Raw genomic sequence first — 17,995 nt, forward strand, 5'->3', positions numbered from 1 at the left:
ATGCCCGTCCTGCGGAACACACCTTCCGCATCGTGGGCCTTCTGGGCGAGGCTCGCAGGGTTCTGCGTGTCGAGCCATTGCTTCAGGCGCGCGTAAGGCGCCCTCACCATCTCGCCGGATTGCAGCATTTCATCGAACGGTTTCATCGAATTGTTCTCCATCGTTCTTCCCCGGCATTGCGCATGCCGGACCGGCGTCATACCTTCTTTGCAAGGAACGTGCCTTGCGCTATCCGCTCGATTCCCCCCTTTTTGCGCCGCGCCGCGCACGTTCGTGCGCCACGCCGCACCACGACGGTGCAGCGAAGACCCTCTGGGCGGCGTCGGCGCGCCACGATCGCGCGCGACCGATGCCGCGCCTGTCGAACATAGTTCCCCCGCGTGTCACGAATGTGCAATCTGCACCGCACCATATGCACGCGCGCACCGATCGTGCGCGTGATGGCGAATCGTGCCCCCGCACCGTCCGCCCTCGTCTCGGCTTCGCGATCCCCGACGCCCGCCTGCCGGCCGGGATGGCACGCTGCCTGGCCGTCGCGATGGACTCGGGGAAAGGCGGGCCAGCCACGCAATCCGCGCGGCCGGCCCTGGGGAAGTACCGTCTGCGGCCGCACCGGCGTTCGACGCGGTGAACTAACCGGTTAGCCGTGTTCGGCGCCTCAAACTTATGCAGCCGTAATGCCGCCGACAACGCTCATGCATATTTCGACTGACACCGATCGAAAAAAAACATCGGCTGTTTGCGCACGAGGCACGGTAGGCTAGAAGGTTCGTGCAGCGAAACGGCGCCGCCGCCCCGGTGGGCGCCGACCATAAAAAGCGAAGATCGAAATGGAAGCGAAGTGGCTGGAAGATTTCCTGAGCCTTGCGGATACCAAGAGCTTTTCCCGGGCCGCGCGTCATCGGCACCTCACGCAGTCGGCATTCAGCAGACGAATCGCCGCACTCGAAACGTGGATGGACGCGAAGCTGGTCGACCGCAGTATCAACCCGATCGCGCTGACGCCGGCCGGACAGATGTTCCGCGGGCTGGCGGCGGACATCCTGCGCAGCATGTATGCGGCACGCAACCTCGTGAACGGCTACGACCAGTTCGCGGCAAGCGACCAGGTCGTGCGCTTCGCGGTCGCGCATACGCTCGTGTTCACGCTGTTCCCCGAATGGCTCAAGCAGCTGAATGACGAAGTCGGCCACGTGACCGCGCGCGTCAACGCGGTGAACGTGCCCGAAGGCGTGCAGCAGCTCGTCGAAGGTGAATGCGACCTGCTGCTCGGCTATCACCATCCGCAGTTGCCGATCGTGCTCGATCCGAACCACTTCCCGTTCGTCACGCTCGGCGTCGAACGGATCCTGCCGGTGTCGACGCCCGACTCGCGCGGCAAGCCGGTATTCGAACTGCCGGGCGCGCCGGACGCGCCGCTGCCGCTGCTCGCGTATTCGTCGGGCGCGTTCCTCGGGAACGTCGTCGAGATGCTGCTGCTGAACGCGTCGGAATCGTATGCGCTGCATCGGTGCTTCGAGACGCACATGTCCGAGGCGCTGAAGGGCATGGTCGTGGCCGGGCACGGGATCGGCTGGCTGCCGGAAAGCTGCGTGGCGAAGGAGCTCGCGGAAGGTTCGCTCGTCTGCGCGGGTTCGGCGGACTGGATCACCGAACTCGAGATTCGCCTGTACCGGTCCGCGCGCAAGCGCGGGCTCGCGGCCGAACAGCTGTGGACCTACATCATGAACCGGCCGCGCGCCGCGGCCGACAGCACGATCGCGGCCGATCCGATCGCGCCGGCCGCCGTACGCATTGCGCGCCGCAGTGCCAGCGGCGGCCGATAGCCCCCATCCCCGTCCCTCATCGTCTGACTCGCCGGCGCACGATGCGCGGATAACCGGGCGTCGCGCCGTCATTCCAGCGGCGCCCGGCAACGAGCACTTTCCGGTCCTGCCCGGGGTTTTGATGGAATATCGCACGTTGAATCAAGCGCGTAAAACAGCCAAACGTTTGCGAGTCCGAGCTGTATTTATTTCTATCACAAATATCCCTCCCGAATAACTTGCCGATTTCAACAGCGGAAATAACCTGTTACAGAACAAAATAAAAGTTTCGATTTGCATGGAACGACGATTCGCGCCAAAGCCGTCGCACCCTCTTTTTCGATTTCTACAATGTGTACACCGATTTCATCGCGATGCCTTGAATACAGAGGCAAAACTTCCTTTTATCAGTCATTATTTTCGGCACGAATTCCGGTACCTCTTACGTCGTAAATTTCCCGCCGGGTCATCGCTACCGCTGAGCAAATTTCATGTCCGGCAATATCGCCTTTATTCTGCCGAGAGGCATTCGTCGAATAAATCAGAATCCTATTTAAATAAGACATTTTAAACAGTGTGCCATTCGGGCTACACATAGTTGTTTGTTCAAAACCCATCGTGTATCAATAGCATGTCGCAAAAGCACGCAGATAATTTCGACTCGGAATAAATGCGTTGTCATCGATTCCGGATGGAGGTTGCAATGTCTTCCTCGTCATTTAAACAGCATGCTCGCCCGCGCCTCGGCATCGTCATATTCGCACTCTGCATCCATGCCGTGGCCCAGGGCCAGACCCAAACCGAGAAGCCTGCGTCCGGTGCGGGCCCGGAGCGATATGTGATTTCGTACATCTGCGGTGATGGACGAATCGACGGTACGGCGCCGCTTCCCCCCGACGGCCGTCCGTACAACCTCGGCGTGTCGTTCGTATCGGGCGGCACCGGGCAGCCGCTGTCGAACGTCCAGGTGCGGCTGCGGCGACATGGACGCGTGCTCGTCGAGTTCAAGGCAACGGGGCCGCGCTGTCTGTTCAGCGTGCCCGATGCAAGTTACCGGGTCGAAGGAACCTATCAGGGGGCCACGCAGTTCGCGATCGTCGAAACGGGTGCGCTCACCACGCAGTTGAAATGGTGAGCCCCGCCTGAATCCGCGTGCCGACAGCGCGCAATCACGCCATTCACCGCCATCCATCGAAGCGAGGAACATTGAATGACTCGTGCAGATCGACCGGACGGCTCGCCCGCCCGTCAGCCGAAACCCTCCTGGGGTCCGGGCAGGAATGCGGCGCTCAGCATCGTTGCGTTTGCCGCGATCTTCGGTGCGTTCGCGTATGTCGAGCGCGACGTGGGTGTAGGCAACGCATCCCACACAACCGTGACGCACGACATCGCCGGCGTGATCGGCTCCGCCGTCGGGAAATATCGCAACGCCATTGTGGCCGTGACGGACAACGCTTCCGGCGCCTCCGCGCCCGCCGGCGTCGCATCGACCGTCGCGCAGGCCGCGCCGGCTGCGTCGTCTGCAGCGGCCGCGCCCGTGATGTCCGCCGCGGCCGAACCGACCGTGCGGCCGCAAATGGCGGCCCGCTCTCACGCGAAGCACACGCGCCGTGCGCATGGGTCATCCACGACGCTCGCGGCCAACGCGCACGCCGCATCCGCCGGCACTCGCGCCACGCGCTCATCCGAAGCGCACCGGACGTCGCGCTCGCAAACGCTGGCGCGCACGAAAAAACCCACCGACCCCGAGCCGAGAGTTCAGCCGCATTCGTATATCGCAGACTCGGCGCACATGGAGGCTGCCAGCGTCACGCGCGAGGAGGTGGAAGGCGCCCGCGCCCTGGCCAAGGCGCGCTCGTGCGCACAGATGGACAAATGGAACTGCGTGGAGCAAAACGCGAGCCGGGCACTCGCCATCGACCCGAAGAACAGCGAATCGCGCGCGCTGCTTGGACAAGCGATCCGCAACCGCCTGTGAACCGGCCGGATGCGGCCGGGTCTCGCCACCCGGCAGCGTGACGGTCGGCGACGAGCGTCGTCGGGCATGCAACCGATGTGATCGATTCGAAGTGAGGACATACCGTGGCCAACAATCGTAAACAACAATGCACCACCGTCGCTCCGTCCAACCGGCGGATCCTCCTGCATGCGCCATTGCTGTTGCTGCTCGTCGCGTCCGGCCCCTGCTTCGCCGCCGAAGGCGACGCGGAACCGGGAAGCGCGCGCGAAATCGCCGGGACCAACGGCGCGCGGGATGCGCTGCCGCCCGACATGCAGCCAACGGGGGCGCCGATGCAGGTCGCCCAGGGTTCGGGCGCTCTGCCCCCTCAAGCGCCGACGCCGATCGCGCAGGCGTCCGACGCGTCGGTGCAGATCGCTCAGGCATCGAATATGCCGACCACGGTCGTGGTGGAACCGGAAGCGCCGCAATCGAGCGACCCGGCGCCTGGCGCGCAGTCATCGGGTACGCCGGCGCCGGTCGCGCAGACGCGGGACACGCCGATGCAGCTGGCGCAGGCATCCGACACCGCACCGCCGAATACGCCGGCACCGGCCGCGCAGACGCCGGACGCGCCGATGCAGCTGGCGCAGGCATCCGACACCGCACCGCCGAATACGCCGGCGCCGGTCGCGCAGATGCCGGACGCGCCGATGCAGCTGGCGCAGACATCCGACACCGCACCGCCGAATACGCCGGCACCGGTCGCGCAGATGCCGCCTGCACAGGCCGCCAGCACTCAATCGCCCGATACGCCAGCGCATACCGTCCCAACCACATCCGATCCATCCGCATCCGCTGCGCCGGCGCCGAGCGCGCATACCTCGGACATCCCGCTGCAGCCCGCACAAGCCGCGACCACCACGCCGCCGAATGCGCCGACGCAAACCGCTCAGGCATCCGGCACGCCGATGCCGAACTCGCCCGCGCCCGTGACGGAGATGCCGGGCGCGCAATCGCCGTCGTCCCAAGGGCCGAGTTCACAGACGCCCGGCGCCCAGCTACCCGGCGAATCCATGCAACGATCGCAAGGACCTGACGTCGAAATGCCGAATGCCCAGGCACCGAACCTCCGCACCGCCGACGTCGCGACCGTGCGCAACGACGTGTTCGGCCTCGCCGCGAGCGGCGGCGCGATCAAGGCGCTCGAGGAAGCGAAGGCGCGGCCCGATGCATTCTCGGCCGTCGACATCGCGCAACTGGAAGAACTGTCGATTCGTCAGCAGGTACGAGGCGGACGCGACAAGTCGCGCTCGATGACGAGTGCGGACCGCTTCGACGGACTCGACAGCGCACTGCGCGCGGCGGACGACCTCGACAAGCGAATGCCGGCCACGCCCGAATACACGCCGGTCAGGACGGCGCTGGCGGGCGATCGCACGATCGCCTATGCGGCACGCGGCGACATGAAGACGGCCGTCGCGACGTTCGAGACGATTCCGTCCAACGCTGAAATCTCGATCGACGCGCTGGCGGCCGTCGGCGACGCCTATCTGTACCTGAGCGAGCCGGCCAAGGCGAACGCCGTCTACGCGCGTGCGCTGCAGCAGGCCACCGCGTCACCGACGGATCGCGCGACCCGCGGCTTCCAGTACGGTTCGCGCACGCGTCCGATCGAACTGCGCGAAGGGCTGTTCTGGTCGTACGTCGACCAGGGACGCGCGGCGGACGCGAAGCAGGTGCTCGACGACATGGGCAAGTCGCTGCCGCCGGCCAAACAGGTGACCAACGTCGGTCCGGGAGAAAGCGACTATCTGCGCTACTACCGGCTGCGCGCGCAATACCTGATCTTCACGGGTCATCCCGACGAAGGGATCGCCGCACTCGAAGAACTCGAGAAACAGGTGCCGTTCAACTCGGAGATTCGCGCCGCACACGCCGACGCGGTGTCCAGCCAGTCGCATCCGCGCCAGGCGATCGCGATGTATCGCGCGTCGCTGACCGACCACCCGGACAGTGTCGAGATGCTCGCGGGCCTCGGCCGTGCGTCGCTCACGGCAGACGACTATGCGAGCGCGAAGTACGTCGACCAGACCCTGGGCAACACGTTCCCGGACAGCGGCGCCGTGCGCGGCTTCAAGCGCGACTACAAGGCGTACCGCAGCCCCGTGTTCACGACCGACCTGAGCTACGAGCACGGCAACAGCGCGCTGGCCGACAACAGCTTCACGTCGGACAGCTATGTGTATTCGCAACCGTTCGGCGACAACTGGCGCGTCTTCTCGCACACGTTCTTCGGCTATGCGCAGACCGACTCCGGCAACGTCAGCCGCACGCGGACAGGCGTCGGTGGCGACTACCGGCACGGGCCGCTCACCGTGCAGGGCGAAGTCACGCGCTCGTTCGGCTCGGACGGCCGAACCGGCGGACGCGGGTCGATCGCATACGCGCTGAACGACTACTGGACGGTCAGTGGCGCGCTCGACACCAACGACAACTCGCTGCCGTGGAAGGCGTATGCCGCGCACATCTGGGGCCGCTCGGCGAACGTCTCGGTCGTGTATCGCCAGAACGACCGTCGCGAGGTCAAGCTGAGCTACGGCGTGAGCCGCTACAGCGATTCGAACCTGCACCAGGAGATCTCGGCGACCGCCACGCAGCGCGTGTACACGTCTGCCAACCAGCTCGTCAACGTATCGCTCGATCTCGGCACCGACAGCAACACGCGCCAGGACGCGCCCTACTTCAGCCCGGGCCGCGACTACGCGGCCGCGGCGACCGTCATGCACCAGCTGATGCTGTGGAAGAAGGGCGACATGGGGCTGAAGCAGCGCATATCGGTGTCTGGCGGCGTATACAACGAGCGCGGTTTCGGCACGAGCCCGCTGTGGAGCGCGCGCCTCGAGCACGCGTGGACGTTCAAGCACGACATCACGCTGAGCTATGGCGTCGAGATCAGCAGCCACGCATACGACGGCGAGCGCGAACGCTCCGAAACCGGCTTCCTGTCGGTCAACCTGCCGTTCTAGCAAGGAGATCGAGTGATGCAATCAAGACGGACCTTCATGTGCGGATGCATGGGCGCATTTGCCGCCTGTTCGCTGTTTCCGGGCGTGACCAATGCCAAGATGATCGACCTGCTGCCGCCGTCCGATCCGGCCGACGGCAAGACGTTTCGCGTGATCTGCATGCATGACGTGCGTGACAACCTGATGGCATCGTTCTCGTCACCTTCGGCTTTGGTGGACCCGTTCGCGGTCGATACCGGCACGCTGACCGCGATCTTCTCGTGGCTGCAGACCAACAACTACCACACCATCACGGTCAAGCAGATCGAAGAGTCGCGGCACGGCGGCAAGCCGCTGCCGCCGCGCGCGGTGCTGCTCACGTTCGACGACGGCTTTCGCAGCCACTACACGAAGGTGCTGCCGCTGCTCGAGCGCTTCAAGTATCCGGCCGTGATGGGCATCGTCACCGCGTGGATCGATACACCGCCGGATACGCCGATCCGCATCAGCGACAAGATCCAGGTGCCGCGCGACTCCTTCCTGTCGTGGGACGAGGTGAAGAAGCTCGGCCAGTCGAACCTCGTCGAGCTCGGCTGCCATACCCACAATCTCCATCATGGCGCAATCGCGAATCCGCAAGGCAACGAGTTGCCGGCGACCACGTCGCACCTCTATCTCCAAAACGAGAAACGCTATGAAACCGACGCCGAATTCCAGGCTCGCGTACACGACGACCTGCAGACCTGCGTGCAGCAGATCCGCGAACATACAGGCATCGTCGCACGTTCGATGGTGTGGCCATACGGCGCGGAAAACCAGCCCGTGCGCCAAATATCGACGTCGCTCGGGATGGACATCCAGTTCAGCCTCGACTCCGGTCCGAATACGCCGGACGTACCTCTGGACCGGCTGAGACGGATCCTGATGATGTACGACGTCGACATCGGCGGGTTCGAGCGCTCGATGCGCGAGCCGGCGTCCAACCGCGGCGACGTCGACGTGCCCGAGCGCACCGTGCAGGTCGATCTCGACCAGGTCTACGACCCGGATCCCGGGCGGCAGGAAGCGAATCTCGGCAAGCTGGTCGAGCGCATCTACCGGATGCAGCCGAAATCGGTGTATCTCCAGGCGTATGCGGACCCGAAAGGCACCGGCGTGGCCGAAGCGGTGTATTTCCCGAACCGGCACCTGCCGATGCGCGCCGACCTGTTCTCGCGCGCCGCGTGGCAGCTCAACACGCGTTCCAACGTGCAGGTGTACGCGTGGATGCCGGTGCTCGCGTTCCGGCCGCCGGCCGACAAGCAGCGCGGGCTCGAGGCCGTGAGTGCATACGGCGGCGCACCGGCCCGCGAGAACGGTACGCGCATGTTCCGGCTGAGCCCGTTCGATCCGGACGCGCGGCTGATGATCGAGCAGATCTACGAGGATCTCAGCAAGCACGCGTCGTTCAGCGGCATCCTGTTCAGCGACGACGCCGTGCTCGACGACTACGAGGATGCGGGCCGGCATGCGCTGCGCACCTATGCTCAGTGGGGGCTGCCGGCCGACGTCGGCAAGATCCGCGAGAACCCCGACCTGATGAAGCGCTGGACGCGCCAGAAGTCGCGCTATCTGATCGACCTGACCCGCCAGCTCGAACAGATCGTGCTGGCCCACCAGAACGTGGGCGACGTGCTGACCGTGCGCAACATCTTCGCGATGCCGGTGCTCAAGCCCGAATCGGAAGCGTGGTACGCGCAGAACTACGACGATTTCCTCGCCACCTACGACTACGTCGCGCTGATGGCGATGCCGTACATGGAGCAGGCGAAGGATCCCAATGGCTGGCTGGACCAGCTCGTCAAAGCCGTGCGCGCGAAGCAGCGCGGGCTGCAGCGCACCGTGTTCGAACTGCAGTCGTACGACTGGCACGCGCAGAAGGCGGTGCCGGCCAGCACGCTGCTCACGCAGATGCGGCGGCTGCGCAGCGAAGGCGCGGTGAATTTCGGCTACTACCCGGACAACTTCCTGAACGGCCAGCCGGAGCTCGATGCGATGCGCGACGTGATGTCGCTGAAGAGCCGCCTCGACCCCACCTCGATCAACGCGCTGATGCAGATGCAGCATACGCAGGGGACCAAGACACCATGACCACCCATAGCATCATCCAGCGCCTGCAGGACTTCGTCTTCTACTATCCGTTCTTCATGTCGTACCTGTGGATGATCGGCGGTGTCGTGCACTACTTCCTGCTCGAGGAAGGCCGCGAGCTGTCGATGCGCACGATCGCGTCGAGCGGCATCCCGAAGATCTCGATCGTCGTGCCGTGCTTCAACGAAGCGGCCAACGCGCGCAGCGTGATCCGTCACCTGGACGCAATGGACTACCCGAACTACGACATCATCGCGGTCAACGACGGCAGCAAGGACCACACCGGCGAGATTCTCAACGAGCTGGCCGTCGAGATCCCGCGGCTGCTCGTGATCCATCACGCGCGCAACGAGGGCAAGGCGGTCGGGCTCACCACCGCGGCAGCCGTATCGAACGCGGATTACCTGCTGTGCATCGACGGCGACGCGCTGCTCGCGCACGATGCGATCGGCTGGATGCTCGAGCATTTCCTGACCGATCCGGGCGTCGGCGCAGTCACCGGCAACCCGCGCATCCGCACGCGCACGTCGCTGCTGGGGCGCATGCAGGTCGGCGAATTCTCGTCGATCGTCGGGCTGATCAAGCGCACGCAGCAGGTGTACGGCCGCATCTTCACGGTATCGGGCGTGATCACGATGTTCCGCAAGACCGCGCTCGCCGATGTCGGCTACTGGAGCTCGGACATGCTGACCGAGGACATCGACATCAGCTGGAAACTGCAGTGCCGCGACTGGCGCGTCGTGTACGAGCCGCACGCGCTCAGCTGGATCCTGATGCCCGAGACGCTGAAGGGGCTCTACCGGCAGCGGCTGCGCTGGTCGAAAGGCGGCATCCAGGTGCTGCTCAAGTACGCGGGCACGCTCGCGCGGCCGACGCAGATGATGATGTGGCCGCTGTTCGCCGAGTACCTGATCGGCATCGCGTGGGCGTACTCGATGTCGTTCATCCTGCTGCTCGCGCTGATCGACCTCGTCTACCCGCTTCCGCAGAGCTGGCATGTGTCCGTGGTGCCGCACTGGCACGGGATGCTGCTGGTCGCGACCTGCATCCTGCAGCTGATCATCGGCAGCATGATCGATCGTCGTTACGACGAGAAACTCCTGATGTACTTCCTTGACACCATCTGGTACCCCGTCGCGTTCTGGCTGATCAGCATGATCACCACCGTCGTCGCCCTGCCCGCCGTGTTACTGCGGGGCCGCGGCAAACGCGCCGTTTGGGTCAGTCCCGACCGAGGCATTCAACATGAAGAACGCGCCGATTATTGACCTTTCCCTGCGCGCGCCGCGCGAACTGATCGCCGAGCGCGGCAACATCGTCGGACCCGTGCTCGTCGCGTGGTTCCGCCTCGTGCGGCCCGCGCTGGTCGGGGGTGTCTGGGCATCGATTTGCATCTATACGTATCGCTACCTGCTGCCGTTCAACCAGGCCGAGATGCCGATCGAGCAGATCGTGTTCTACGTGACGAGCATCGCGCTGATCGCCGGCACGATCGTCACATGGCTGATCGCCGGGCGCGTCGTGCATCCGCTCGCGTACCGGTTGCGCGTGTCGAAAATGCTGCGGCGCTCGGCCGGCGTAAAGGCGCGCTCGGTGCCGGCAACCGCGCTCGCGGGTGCCCGCCGGCGCGGTGCGCGGCGCACGACGCGCATTCTCGTCGCGTCGCACGACGCGAACGGCTCGATCTCGGGCATCGAATGGGTCGCGCATGCGGGACCGCAGCCCCGCGAGTAGGTCACCGGAAACGTGCCGCGCCGGGCGCGACGCATGCCGCACGGCGCGACACCGCTCCTGAAATCGTGCTGCCGCGCGTCGCGCGCCAGCCGGCAACTTCCTGTAGACGAGGTGAATCATGTGCGGAATCGTCGGAGCAAGCGGCCTGAAGAATCAGGTGCCGCAACTGGTCAATGCGCTGAGCCGGCTCGAGTATCGCGGCTACGATTCGTGCGGCATCGCCGTGCTGCGTGATGGCCGCCTGCGCAGCGAACGCACGTTGCGACGCGTGGCGGACCTGCAGGACCGCGTGCTGACGCTCGGTCTCGAAGCGCAGACCTGCATCGCGCACACGCGCTGGGCGACGCACGGCGCGCCGTCGGAAATGAACGCGCACCCGATCATGTCGGGCGACACGATCGCGGTCGTGCACAACGGGATCATCGAAAACCATGAGGCATTGCGCGCCGAACTGCGCGAGGGCGGCTATACGTTTCGCGGCGAAACCGACACCGAAGTGATCGCGCACCTGATCCACAGCGTGTATCGCGACGACCTGTTCGATGCCGTCATCCGCGCGGTCAAGCGGCTGCACGGCGCGTATGCGATCGCCGTGCTGAGCGCGCGCGAACCGCAGCGGCTCGTCGCCGCGCGCGCCGGCTCGCCGCTCGTGATCGGCATCGGCGCGGACCAGAATTATCTCGCGTCCGACTGCGCGGCACTCGGCGACCTGACCGACCGCTTCGTCTACCTGGAAGACGGCGACGTCGCGCTGATCACGCCGGAGCGCATCGACGTCGTCGACTCTGTCGGATGCGAAGCCAGGCGTCCGCTGTGCGAGGTCAAGGCACGCAATGACGACGCCGCGCTCGGCCCGTACCAGCACTTCATGCAGAAGGAGATCTTCGAGCAGCCGAAGGCGATCGCCGCCACGATCGACGGCATCGACACGATCTCGCCCGCGCTGTTCGGCGGCAACGAAAGCACCCGTGCATTGTTGTCGAGAACCCGGAGCGTGCTGCTGCTCGGCTGCGGCACCAGCTACTACGCGGGCCTGACGGCGAAATACTGGCTCGAGGGCATCGCGGGCATCCCCGCACAAGTCGAGATCGCGAGCGAGTACCGCTATCGCGATACCGTGCCCGATCCGCGCACGCTCGTCGTCGGCATTTCGCAGTCCGGCGAGACCGCCGACACGATCGGCGCGATCGAGCGCGCGCGCGGGATGGGACAGGACCTGTCGATGGCGATCTGCAACGTCGCGACCAGCTCGATCGCGCGCACGGCACCGCTCTGCTTCCTGACGCGTGCCGGCATCGAGCTCGGCGTCGCGTCGACCAAGGCGTTCACGACGCAGCTCGTCGCGCTGTTCCTGCTGACGCTGGCGCTTGCGCAGCAGCGCGGCCGGCTCGACGCGGCGCATGTGGCAATGCACCTGAAGAAGCTGCACGAACTGCCGGAGCGCATCGGCCACGCACTCGCGCTCGAAACGCAGATCATGGGCTGGGCCGCAAAGTTCGCGCGCACCGAGAACGCGCTGTTCCTCGGTCGCGGCATTCACTATCCGATCGCGCTGGAAGGTGCGCTGAAGCTCAAGGAAGTGTCGTACATCCATGCGGAAGGCTATCCGGCCGGCGAGCTGAAGCATGGCCCGCTCGCGCTCGTCACGAGCGCGATGCCGGTCGTCACGATCGCACCGGACGACCGCCTGTTCCAGAAGCTGAAGTCCAACATGGCCGAGGTGCGCGCACGCGGCGGACGGCTGTACGTGCTCGCGGGCAATCATCTCGAGATCGACACCGACCGCGACACGCACCTGATCCGCGTGCGCGAATCGGGCGACGCGCTGTCGCCGATCGTCAACGTGATCCCGCTGCAGTTGCTCGCGTATCACGTCGGCTGCGCGCGCGGCGCCGACGTCGACAAGCCGCGCAACCTCGCGAAATCGGTCACCGTCGAATGATGCGACGGCCGTTCGTGGCGCACGCATTTTCCATGCGCACACACGCGGCCCGGCGTGCCGCCGCGTGGCGCGTCGCAACCGCGCTGTGCGGCGCGTGCGGTGCCGTCGCCACGCCGTCGTACACGTGCGCCGGCGCACCGGTCGTGCATACGGTCGCCGTGCAGGAACCCGCGGCGCCACCGGAAAGCGGCGACCCGCGGCGCTTCATGCACGGGATCGGCGTGGCCGACGCCGGCGGCGGGCGGCGCTGGGTGTTCTTCAGCAGTTCGGGCATCGTGCCGCACGGCGCGCTGCGCAACGGCAACTGGCCGCATGACGTGTATGTCGGCCAGTGGCTGCCGGGCAAGCCGCGCTTGCTGCGCGTCCATACGTTCATCAGCCGCCCGGAAGCGCAGGAACCCGTATCGATCGCGCAGAATCCGCGCGGCGACATCTTCGTCACGTTCGAGGACGGCTGGAACACGCCGCAGGTGGTCAGCCAGCGATACGGCGTCTATCGGCGCGACCTGAAGCCGATCAAGCCCTACCCGAACGATGTCGAGGCGGGCGGCCACTCGGGGCACGTCGCCGCGGTGGGCGAACGCTTCGTCGTGTTCTATTCCGCAGACTGGATCGACGGCGGCGGCGTCGACAACCTCGGCACCGGCGACGGCGTCTACGTGAAAACCTACGATGCCGAAGGACGCGTGCTGAACCATGTGTCGGTCGCGCCGCACCGCCGCGAGTGGTGGCCCGTGGTCGCGGGCTCGCCGCACCGCGCGCTGCTGGTCTGGCAGAAATACATCGAAGGCAGCACGGACGCGACGCTCGAATACGCGATGTTCGATCCGGTCACGGCGAAGCTCGACACGCTCGGGCCGCTGAACGACGCGATCCAGTACTACGTGTATTCGTCGGCCTATGTGCCGGCGGTCGACCGTTTCATCGTCGTCACGACGACCGCTGACCATCACGGCGTCGCGATGCTGATCGATCCGGACGGGCGTCGCCTCGCCACGCTCGACTGCCTGCCGGCGTCGGTGCGCGAGTCCGGGATCGGCGTCGACGGCACGCATGCGTATGTGCCGACTCGCGACGGGCGGCTTCTGACGCTGGCGCTTTCGCCAACGGGCATGTCGGTGAGCGGCGTGCAGCGCTCGCCGGTTCCGTGGGGCGCGACCGGCATCGCCGGGTTCCCGGCACGCGACGGGGCGATGCATTTCGTATCGCTGACACCGTCCGGGACGCGCGAAGCGGATTTTGACACCGCACGGGAAGCGCCGTTGCCGAAGGCCGACGCGCAGTGTCCGACACATTGAGATCGTGGCGCGTCGATCCGGATCGACGCGATTCGCCCGCGCATTTGCGCCGCTGCCCGAATCGTACGGCGCGATCGCTCCGCACGCATTCGGCGGCCGGGTAGCTGGACACGCTGCTGCCTGCCGGCCGGCCGGCCCGCTCCCGGCCACGCCCATGCTTTCGCGCTGCAGTCGCCAGCGCCGCCCGTAGCGGATAGACTGTCGCCCGATTCCTTCATCGGCCGCGGCGCACGCGTCCTATGCCGCCGCCAGAACGCCCCGCCACGGAGAACGAATGCTGAAGCGCCAGTGGTTTTCGCTGTTGCTGCTGACGGTGTGCCTGATCGCCACGCGCGCGTCAGCACAGGGCTCGCTCGAGCTCGAGACCGGCGGCACGCCGCGCGTCCTGACGCGCCAGGCGCTGCTCGCGCGCACCGACGCGACGGACATCCACGTGCCGCGCGACATTGCGTACGGCCGGCCGATGACGTTCCGCGCGGTGCCGTTCGCCGCCCTGCTCGGCGACACGCCATTGCCTGCCGACGGCGTGCTCGAAACACGCGCGGCCGACGGTTTCGCCGCACAATTGCCGCTGGATCTCGCGCGCCGCCGCACACCGGCCGGCGCCGTCGCATGGCTCGCGATCGAGGATCCTGCGCACCCGTGGCCGAAGCTGCCGGGCAAGCAGGTCAGCGCAGGGCCGTTCTATCTCGTGTGGTTGGGACCGGACGCGTCGTCGGTACGGGGCGAACAGTGGCCGTATCAGATCGTGCGCATCACGATCGAATCGTCGCCGCTCGCGCGCTGGCCGTCGCTCGCCGTCGATCCGGCGCTGCCTGCGAACGATCCGGCCCGCGCGGGCCAGCGACTATTCGTCACGCAATGCCTCGCATGCCATCGTCTCGACGGCGCGGGCAGCAGCCAGGCCGGCCCCGACCTGAACGCGCCGATGAATCCGGTCGACTACTTCCAGCCCGCCGCGCTGCGCCGCTACATCCGCAATCCGGCATCGGTGCGCGACTGGCCGGGCCGCGCGATGCCGGCGTTTCCGCCCGATCAGCTGAGCGACCGGGAGCTCGACCAGGTCGTCGCGTACCTCACGTACATGGCGCGGCGCAAGGCCGGCAAGTAAGCCGCGCCTGTCACGTGCCCATCAGGCGCCCGCTTCCTGCGCGCTCTGCAGCACCGCGCGCAGCAGCACGTCGGCGCCTGCCGCCGACCATTCCGGCGTGATCGCCTCGGCCTCGTTGTGGCTCAGTCCGTCGACGCAGGGCACGAAGATCATGCCGGTCGGCGCGACGCGCGCGACATAGCACGCGTCATGGCCCGCACCGGACACGATGTCCATGTGCGACAGCCCGAGTGCCTGCGCCGCGTCGCGCACCGCGTCGATGCAGCGTGGCGCGAACGGCACCGGCGGATATGTGAAAATCTGCTCGATCTGTGCGCCGAGGCCGGCGTCGGCCGCCACGCGCGCCAGCTCCGCACGCAGCGCCGCATCGAGTTCATCGAGCACCGCATCGTCGGGATGGCGGAACTCGACCGTGAAGAAGCAGCCGCCCGGCACCGTGTTGCGCGAATTCGGCCGCGCCTCGATCATCCCGACCGTCGCGCGCGCGTGTGGCGAATGGCGACGGCCGAGCGCATCGACGAACTCGATCATCCGCGCGGCACCCACCAGCGTGTCGCGCCGGAACTCCATCGGCGTCGTGCCCGCGTGCGCATCGACGCCCGTCAGCGTCACCTCGTACCAACGCTGCCCCTGCCCGGCCGTCACGACGCCGATCGTCTTGCCCGCGCGTTCGAGAATCGCGCCCTGTTCGATATGCAGTTCGTATGCGGCATGCACCGGATAGCCGCCGACGGGCTCGGCGCCCGCGTAGCCGATCCGCGCGAGTTCCTCGCCGATCGTCTTGCCTGCGCCGTCGGTGCGGGACAACCCGTATTCGAGCGGATAGACGCCCGAGAACACACCGGCCGAGATCATCGCCGGCGCGAAGCGCGAGCCTTCCTCGTTGGTCCAGATCACGACGTCGATCGGGCGCTCGGTCTCGATGCCCGCATCGTTGAGCGCACGCACGACCTCGAGGCCGCCGAGCACGCCGTAGATGCCGTCGTAGCGGCCGCCGGTCGGCTGCGAATCGGCGTGCGAGCCCGTCATCACCGGTGCGGCGTCGGGATTGCGGCCCGCGCGTCGTGCGAACACGTTGCCCATCTGGTCCACCCGCACCGTGCAGCCGGCGTCGCGCGCCCACTGCACGAACAGGTCGCGCGACTCGCGGTCGAGATCGGTCAGCGCGAGACGGCAGACGCCGCCCTTCGGCGTCGCGCCGATCTGCGCCATCCGTTCGAGCGATGCCCACAGCCGCGCGCCGTCGACGCGCAGTACGCCCGCGAGGTCGTCATGCATTGCCGGCCTCCGCTGCATCGTCGCGCGGCGCGGCCTGCAGCGCATAGCGGAAATCGCAGCGCTTGCCGCCCTGCATGATCGTGCTCGTGCGCGTCAGCGCGATGCGCGGGTCGTAACCCTCGATGAAGTAGCTGTCGCGCGCGCAGCTCAGCAGGTGGCCGATCTCGCCGAGCCCCATCGCGTGATACATCTCCGCATAGCTGCAGCGATGCACGTCGTAGTCGTAGTGCGCGTCGTCCGCGCGATGCACCTCGACGTCGAGCGCGTCGTCCTTCTCCCACAGCACCTGCAGCGCGATGAACGACTGCACGCTCGTGCCGTCGTGCTCCTGCGCGGCGAACGTGCGGCCTGCGTCGACAGCCGCGCCGCGCACGGCTTCGGCGATCACGGCCTGCGCGCGCTCGGTGCCGAACTCGCGCTTCATGATCTCGTAGATCGGCTTGATGATTTCCGCTTCGATGCGGCGCCGCGCGAGGATGCCAAGGCGCGTGTCCTCGGGTGCCGCCGCGGATGCATGGGTCGTGTCGGTCATGGGGTTCGTCTCCATCGTCATTTCGTTGCGGTGCGCGCGCCGCCGAGCACGTCGACGACGGCCCACTTGCCGTCGCGTACCTGGTAGATCGTGAACGCAGGGTCCTTCAGGTTGCCTTGCTGATCGAACGCGACCCGGCCGGTCACGCCGGGCCGGTCGATCGCGCGCACCGCCGCGACCAGCTTCGCGGGCTGCGTCGTGCCGGCCTTCTGCGCGGCCGCGATCAGCGTGGCGGCCGCGTCGTACGCGAACGGCGCATGCAGTTCGATCGGCGCGTGGAAGCGTGCGCGGTATTGCGTATCGAATGCCTTGCCGCCCGGCATCCGGTCGAGCGGCAGGCCCGGCTCGAGCGCCGTCACGCCGTCGCCGTCCTTGCCCGCGAGCGACAGGAAGGTCTGGCTCACGAAACCGCCGGCGCCGAGCAGCGGCGCGCTCACGCCGAGCTGGCGCATCCGGCGCGCGATCGGCGCGGCCTGCGCGTCGAGCCCGCCGAAGAACACGAGATCCGCGCGCTTGCCCTTGATCGCGGTCAGCACGCCGCTGAAATCGGTCGTCTTGTCGTTCACGTACTGGCGATCGACGATCGTGCCGCCGTTCGCCTGCACGCCCTTGATGAACTGGTCGGCCAGCCCCGCGCCGAACGACGTGCGATCGTCGATCACCGCGATGCGCTTCGCCTTCAGCGTCTTCACCGCATAGGCACCGGTGAAGTTGCCGCCCGTATCGTCGTGACCCATGATGCGGAACGCCGTCGCATAGCCCTGCTGCGTGTACGGGTGGCCGGTGGATGCCGGCGCGATCTGCGGGATGCCCGCATCGCGATAGACGCGCGACGCCGGCACGCTGCAGCCCGTATTCCAGTGACCGACGACGCCGATCACGTGCTGATCGACCAGTTGCTGCGCGACCGCGACGGCCGTGCGCGGATCGGATTGGTCGTCGGCCGCGACGAGCTTGTAGACGACCGGCTTGCCGCCGATGCTCGGATGCTTCGCGTTCGCGTCGTCGATCGCGAGCTGCGCGCCGTTCTGCAGGTCCTTGCCGATCCGCGCGGACGGGCCGGTGAGCGGCGCGGCAAGACCGATCAGGATCGTCTGCGGCGCGGACTGCGCGAAGGCGGGAACGGCAGCGATCAGCGTGGCCACGGAGAATGCGAGGCTGGCGGGAAGAAAAGCGATTTTCATGTGCGGGGGTCAGTGATTCGGATCAAAACATGAA

General features: G+C 66.6%; 14 protein-coding genes and 1 pseudogene. 10 read left to right on the forward strand and 5 right to left on the reverse strand.

Going from position 1 to position 17,995, the window contains the following annotated elements:
• A pseudogene (locus DIE15_RS06660) lies at positions 1-146 on the reverse strand (circularly permuted type 2 ATP-grasp protein); the annotation flags it as partial.
• A gap of 684 nt (positions 147-830) precedes the next feature.
• On the opposite strand from DIE15_RS06660, the gene DIE15_RS06665 reads away from it, so the two are divergent.
• On the forward strand, positions 831-1,826 hold the full coding sequence (locus tag DIE15_RS06665) for a LysR substrate-binding domain-containing protein (RefSeq protein ID WP_124832722.1): 996 nt from the start codon (positions 831-833) through the stop codon (positions 1,824-1,826).
• Between the two features lie 386 nt (positions 1,827-2,212).
• Here the strand turns inward: DIE15_RS06665 and DIE15_RS06670 are convergent, their stop codons facing one another.
• On the reverse strand, positions 2,213-2,422 hold the full coding sequence (locus DIE15_RS06670) for a hypothetical protein (RefSeq protein WP_124832723.1): 210 nt from the start codon (positions 2,420-2,422) through the stop codon (positions 2,213-2,215).
• Between the two features lie 86 nt (positions 2,423-2,508).
• Here DIE15_RS06670 and DIE15_RS06675 point away from each other — a divergent pair, with 86 nt between their 5' ends.
• From DIE15_RS06675 to DIE15_RS06715, 9 genes are all read left to right on the forward strand, one after another.
• Complete coding sequence (locus DIE15_RS06675; RefSeq protein WP_124832724.1) at positions 2,509-2,940, forward strand: hypothetical protein; 432 nt, start codon at positions 2,509-2,511, stop codon at positions 2,938-2,940.
• A gap of 75 nt (positions 2,941-3,015) precedes the next feature.
• Complete coding sequence (locus DIE15_RS06680) at positions 3,016-3,783, forward strand: hypothetical protein (RefSeq protein WP_124832725.1); 768 nt, start codon at positions 3,016-3,018, stop codon at positions 3,781-3,783.
• A 104-nt stretch (positions 3,784-3,887) separates the two neighbouring features.
• Positions 3,888-6,773 carry a poly-beta-1,6 N-acetyl-D-glucosamine export porin PgaA gene (gene pgaA / locus DIE15_RS06685; protein WP_124832726.1) on the forward strand — a complete coding sequence of 962 codons (2,886 nt, stop codon included), beginning with the start codon at positions 3,888-3,890 and terminating at the stop codon, positions 6,771-6,773.
• 15 nt (positions 6,774-6,788) lie between these two features.
• Complete coding sequence (gene pgaB / locus DIE15_RS06690; RefSeq protein ID WP_124832727.1) at positions 6,789-8,882, forward strand: poly-beta-1,6-N-acetyl-D-glucosamine N-deacetylase PgaB; 2,094 nt, start codon at positions 6,789-6,791, stop codon at positions 8,880-8,882.
• Positions 8,879-10,150: a poly-beta-1,6-N-acetyl-D-glucosamine synthase gene (gene pgaC, locus DIE15_RS06695; protein WP_124832728.1), complete on the forward strand. Its 1,272-nt coding sequence runs from the start codon at positions 8,879-8,881 to the stop codon at positions 10,148-10,150. The genes pgaB and pgaC overlap by 4 nt, the downstream gene beginning before the upstream one ends.
• Positions 10,128-10,616 (forward strand): Biofilm PGA synthesis auxiliary protein PgaD, encoded by a 489-nt coding sequence (locus DIE15_RS06700; RefSeq protein ID WP_124832729.1) that lies wholly within the window; start codon positions 10,128-10,130, stop codon positions 10,614-10,616. Before pgaC ends, DIE15_RS06700 begins: the two co-directional genes overlap by 23 nt.
• Before the next feature lie 118 nt (positions 10,617-10,734).
• Positions 10,735-12,558: a glutamine--fructose-6-phosphate transaminase (isomerizing) gene (glmS, locus tag DIE15_RS06705; protein WP_124832730.1), complete on the forward strand. Its 1,824-nt coding sequence runs from the start codon at positions 10,735-10,737 to the stop codon at positions 12,556-12,558.
• 32 nt (positions 12,559-12,590) lie between these two features.
• Positions 12,591-13,856, forward strand: coding sequence for a hypothetical protein (locus DIE15_RS06710; protein ID WP_244104852.1), 1,266 nt, complete (start codon positions 12,591-12,593; stop codon positions 13,854-13,856).
• Positions 13,857-14,130: 274 nt separating this feature from the next.
• Complete coding sequence (locus DIE15_RS06715; RefSeq protein ID WP_057923778.1) at positions 14,131-14,967, forward strand: cytochrome c; 837 nt, start codon at positions 14,131-14,133, stop codon at positions 14,965-14,967.
• 21 nt (positions 14,968-14,988) lie between these two features.
• On the opposite strand, the gene DIE15_RS06720 is transcribed toward DIE15_RS06715, so the two are convergent.
• Genes DIE15_RS06720 through DIE15_RS06730 form a run of 3 tightly spaced genes read right to left on the reverse strand, consistent with a single transcriptional unit; the run spans position 14,989 to position 17,961 of the window.
• Complete coding sequence (locus DIE15_RS06720) at positions 14,989-16,245, reverse strand: Zn-dependent hydrolase (RefSeq protein WP_124832731.1); 1,257 nt, start codon at positions 16,243-16,245, stop codon at positions 14,989-14,991.
• Positions 16,238-16,777 (reverse strand): L-2-amino-thiazoline-4-carboxylic acid hydrolase, encoded by a 540-nt coding sequence (locus DIE15_RS06725; RefSeq protein WP_124832732.1) that lies wholly within the window; start codon positions 16,775-16,777, stop codon positions 16,238-16,240. Before DIE15_RS06725 ends, DIE15_RS06720 begins: the two co-directional genes overlap by 8 nt.
• Positions 16,778-16,794: 17 nt before the next feature.
• Positions 16,795-17,961 (reverse strand): branched-chain amino acid ABC transporter substrate-binding protein, encoded by a 1,167-nt coding sequence (locus tag DIE15_RS06730; RefSeq protein ID WP_124832733.1) that lies wholly within the window; start codon positions 17,959-17,961, stop codon positions 16,795-16,797.
• Positions 17,962-17,995: the final 34 nt, after the last annotated feature.

This window comes from Burkholderia sp. Bp9031 (genome assembly GCF_003857965.1).
Lineage (GTDB): Bacteria > Pseudomonadota > Gammaproteobacteria > Burkholderiales > Burkholderiaceae > Burkholderia > Burkholderia ambifaria_A.

Coding starts and splice junctions, on each gene's coding strand:
- DIE15_RS06665 (WP_124832722.1), top strand. CDS start 831: ATGGAAGCGAAGTGGCTGGAAGATTTCCTGAGCCTTGCGGATACCAAG.
- DIE15_RS06670 (WP_124832723.1), bottom strand. CDS start 2,422: ATGGGTTTTGAACAAACAACTATGTGTAGCCCGAATGGCACACTGTTT.
- DIE15_RS06675 (WP_124832724.1), top strand. CDS start 2,509: ATGTCTTCCTCGTCATTTAAACAGCATGCTCGCCCGCGCCTCGGCATC.
- DIE15_RS06680 (WP_124832725.1), top strand. CDS start 3,016: ATGACTCGTGCAGATCGACCGGACGGCTCGCCCGCCCGTCAGCCGAAA.
- pgaB (WP_124832727.1), top strand. CDS start 6,789: ATGCAATCAAGACGGACCTTCATGTGCGGATGCATGGGCGCATTTGCC.
- pgaC (WP_124832728.1), top strand. CDS start 8,879: ATGACCACCCATAGCATCATCCAGCGCCTGCAGGACTTCGTCTTCTAC.
- DIE15_RS06700 (WP_124832729.1), top strand. CDS start 10,128: ATGAAGAACGCGCCGATTATTGACCTTTCCCTGCGCGCGCCGCGCGAA.
- glmS (WP_124832730.1), top strand. CDS start 10,735: ATGTGCGGAATCGTCGGAGCAAGCGGCCTGAAGAATCAGGTGCCGCAA.
- DIE15_RS06710 (WP_244104852.1), top strand. CDS start 12,591: ATGCGCACACACGCGGCCCGGCGTGCCGCCGCGTGGCGCGTCGCAACC.
- DIE15_RS06715 (WP_057923778.1), top strand. CDS start 14,131: ATGCTGAAGCGCCAGTGGTTTTCGCTGTTGCTGCTGACGGTGTGCCTG.
- DIE15_RS06720 (WP_124832731.1), bottom strand. CDS start 16,245: ATGCATGACGACCTCGCGGGCGTACTGCGCGTCGACGGCGCGCGGCTG.
- DIE15_RS06725 (WP_124832732.1), bottom strand. CDS start 16,777: ATGACCGACACGACCCATGCATCCGCGGCGGCACCCGAGGACACGCGC.
- DIE15_RS06730 (WP_124832733.1), bottom strand. CDS start 17,961: ATGAAAATCGCTTTTCTTCCCGCCAGCCTCGCATTCTCCGTGGCCACG.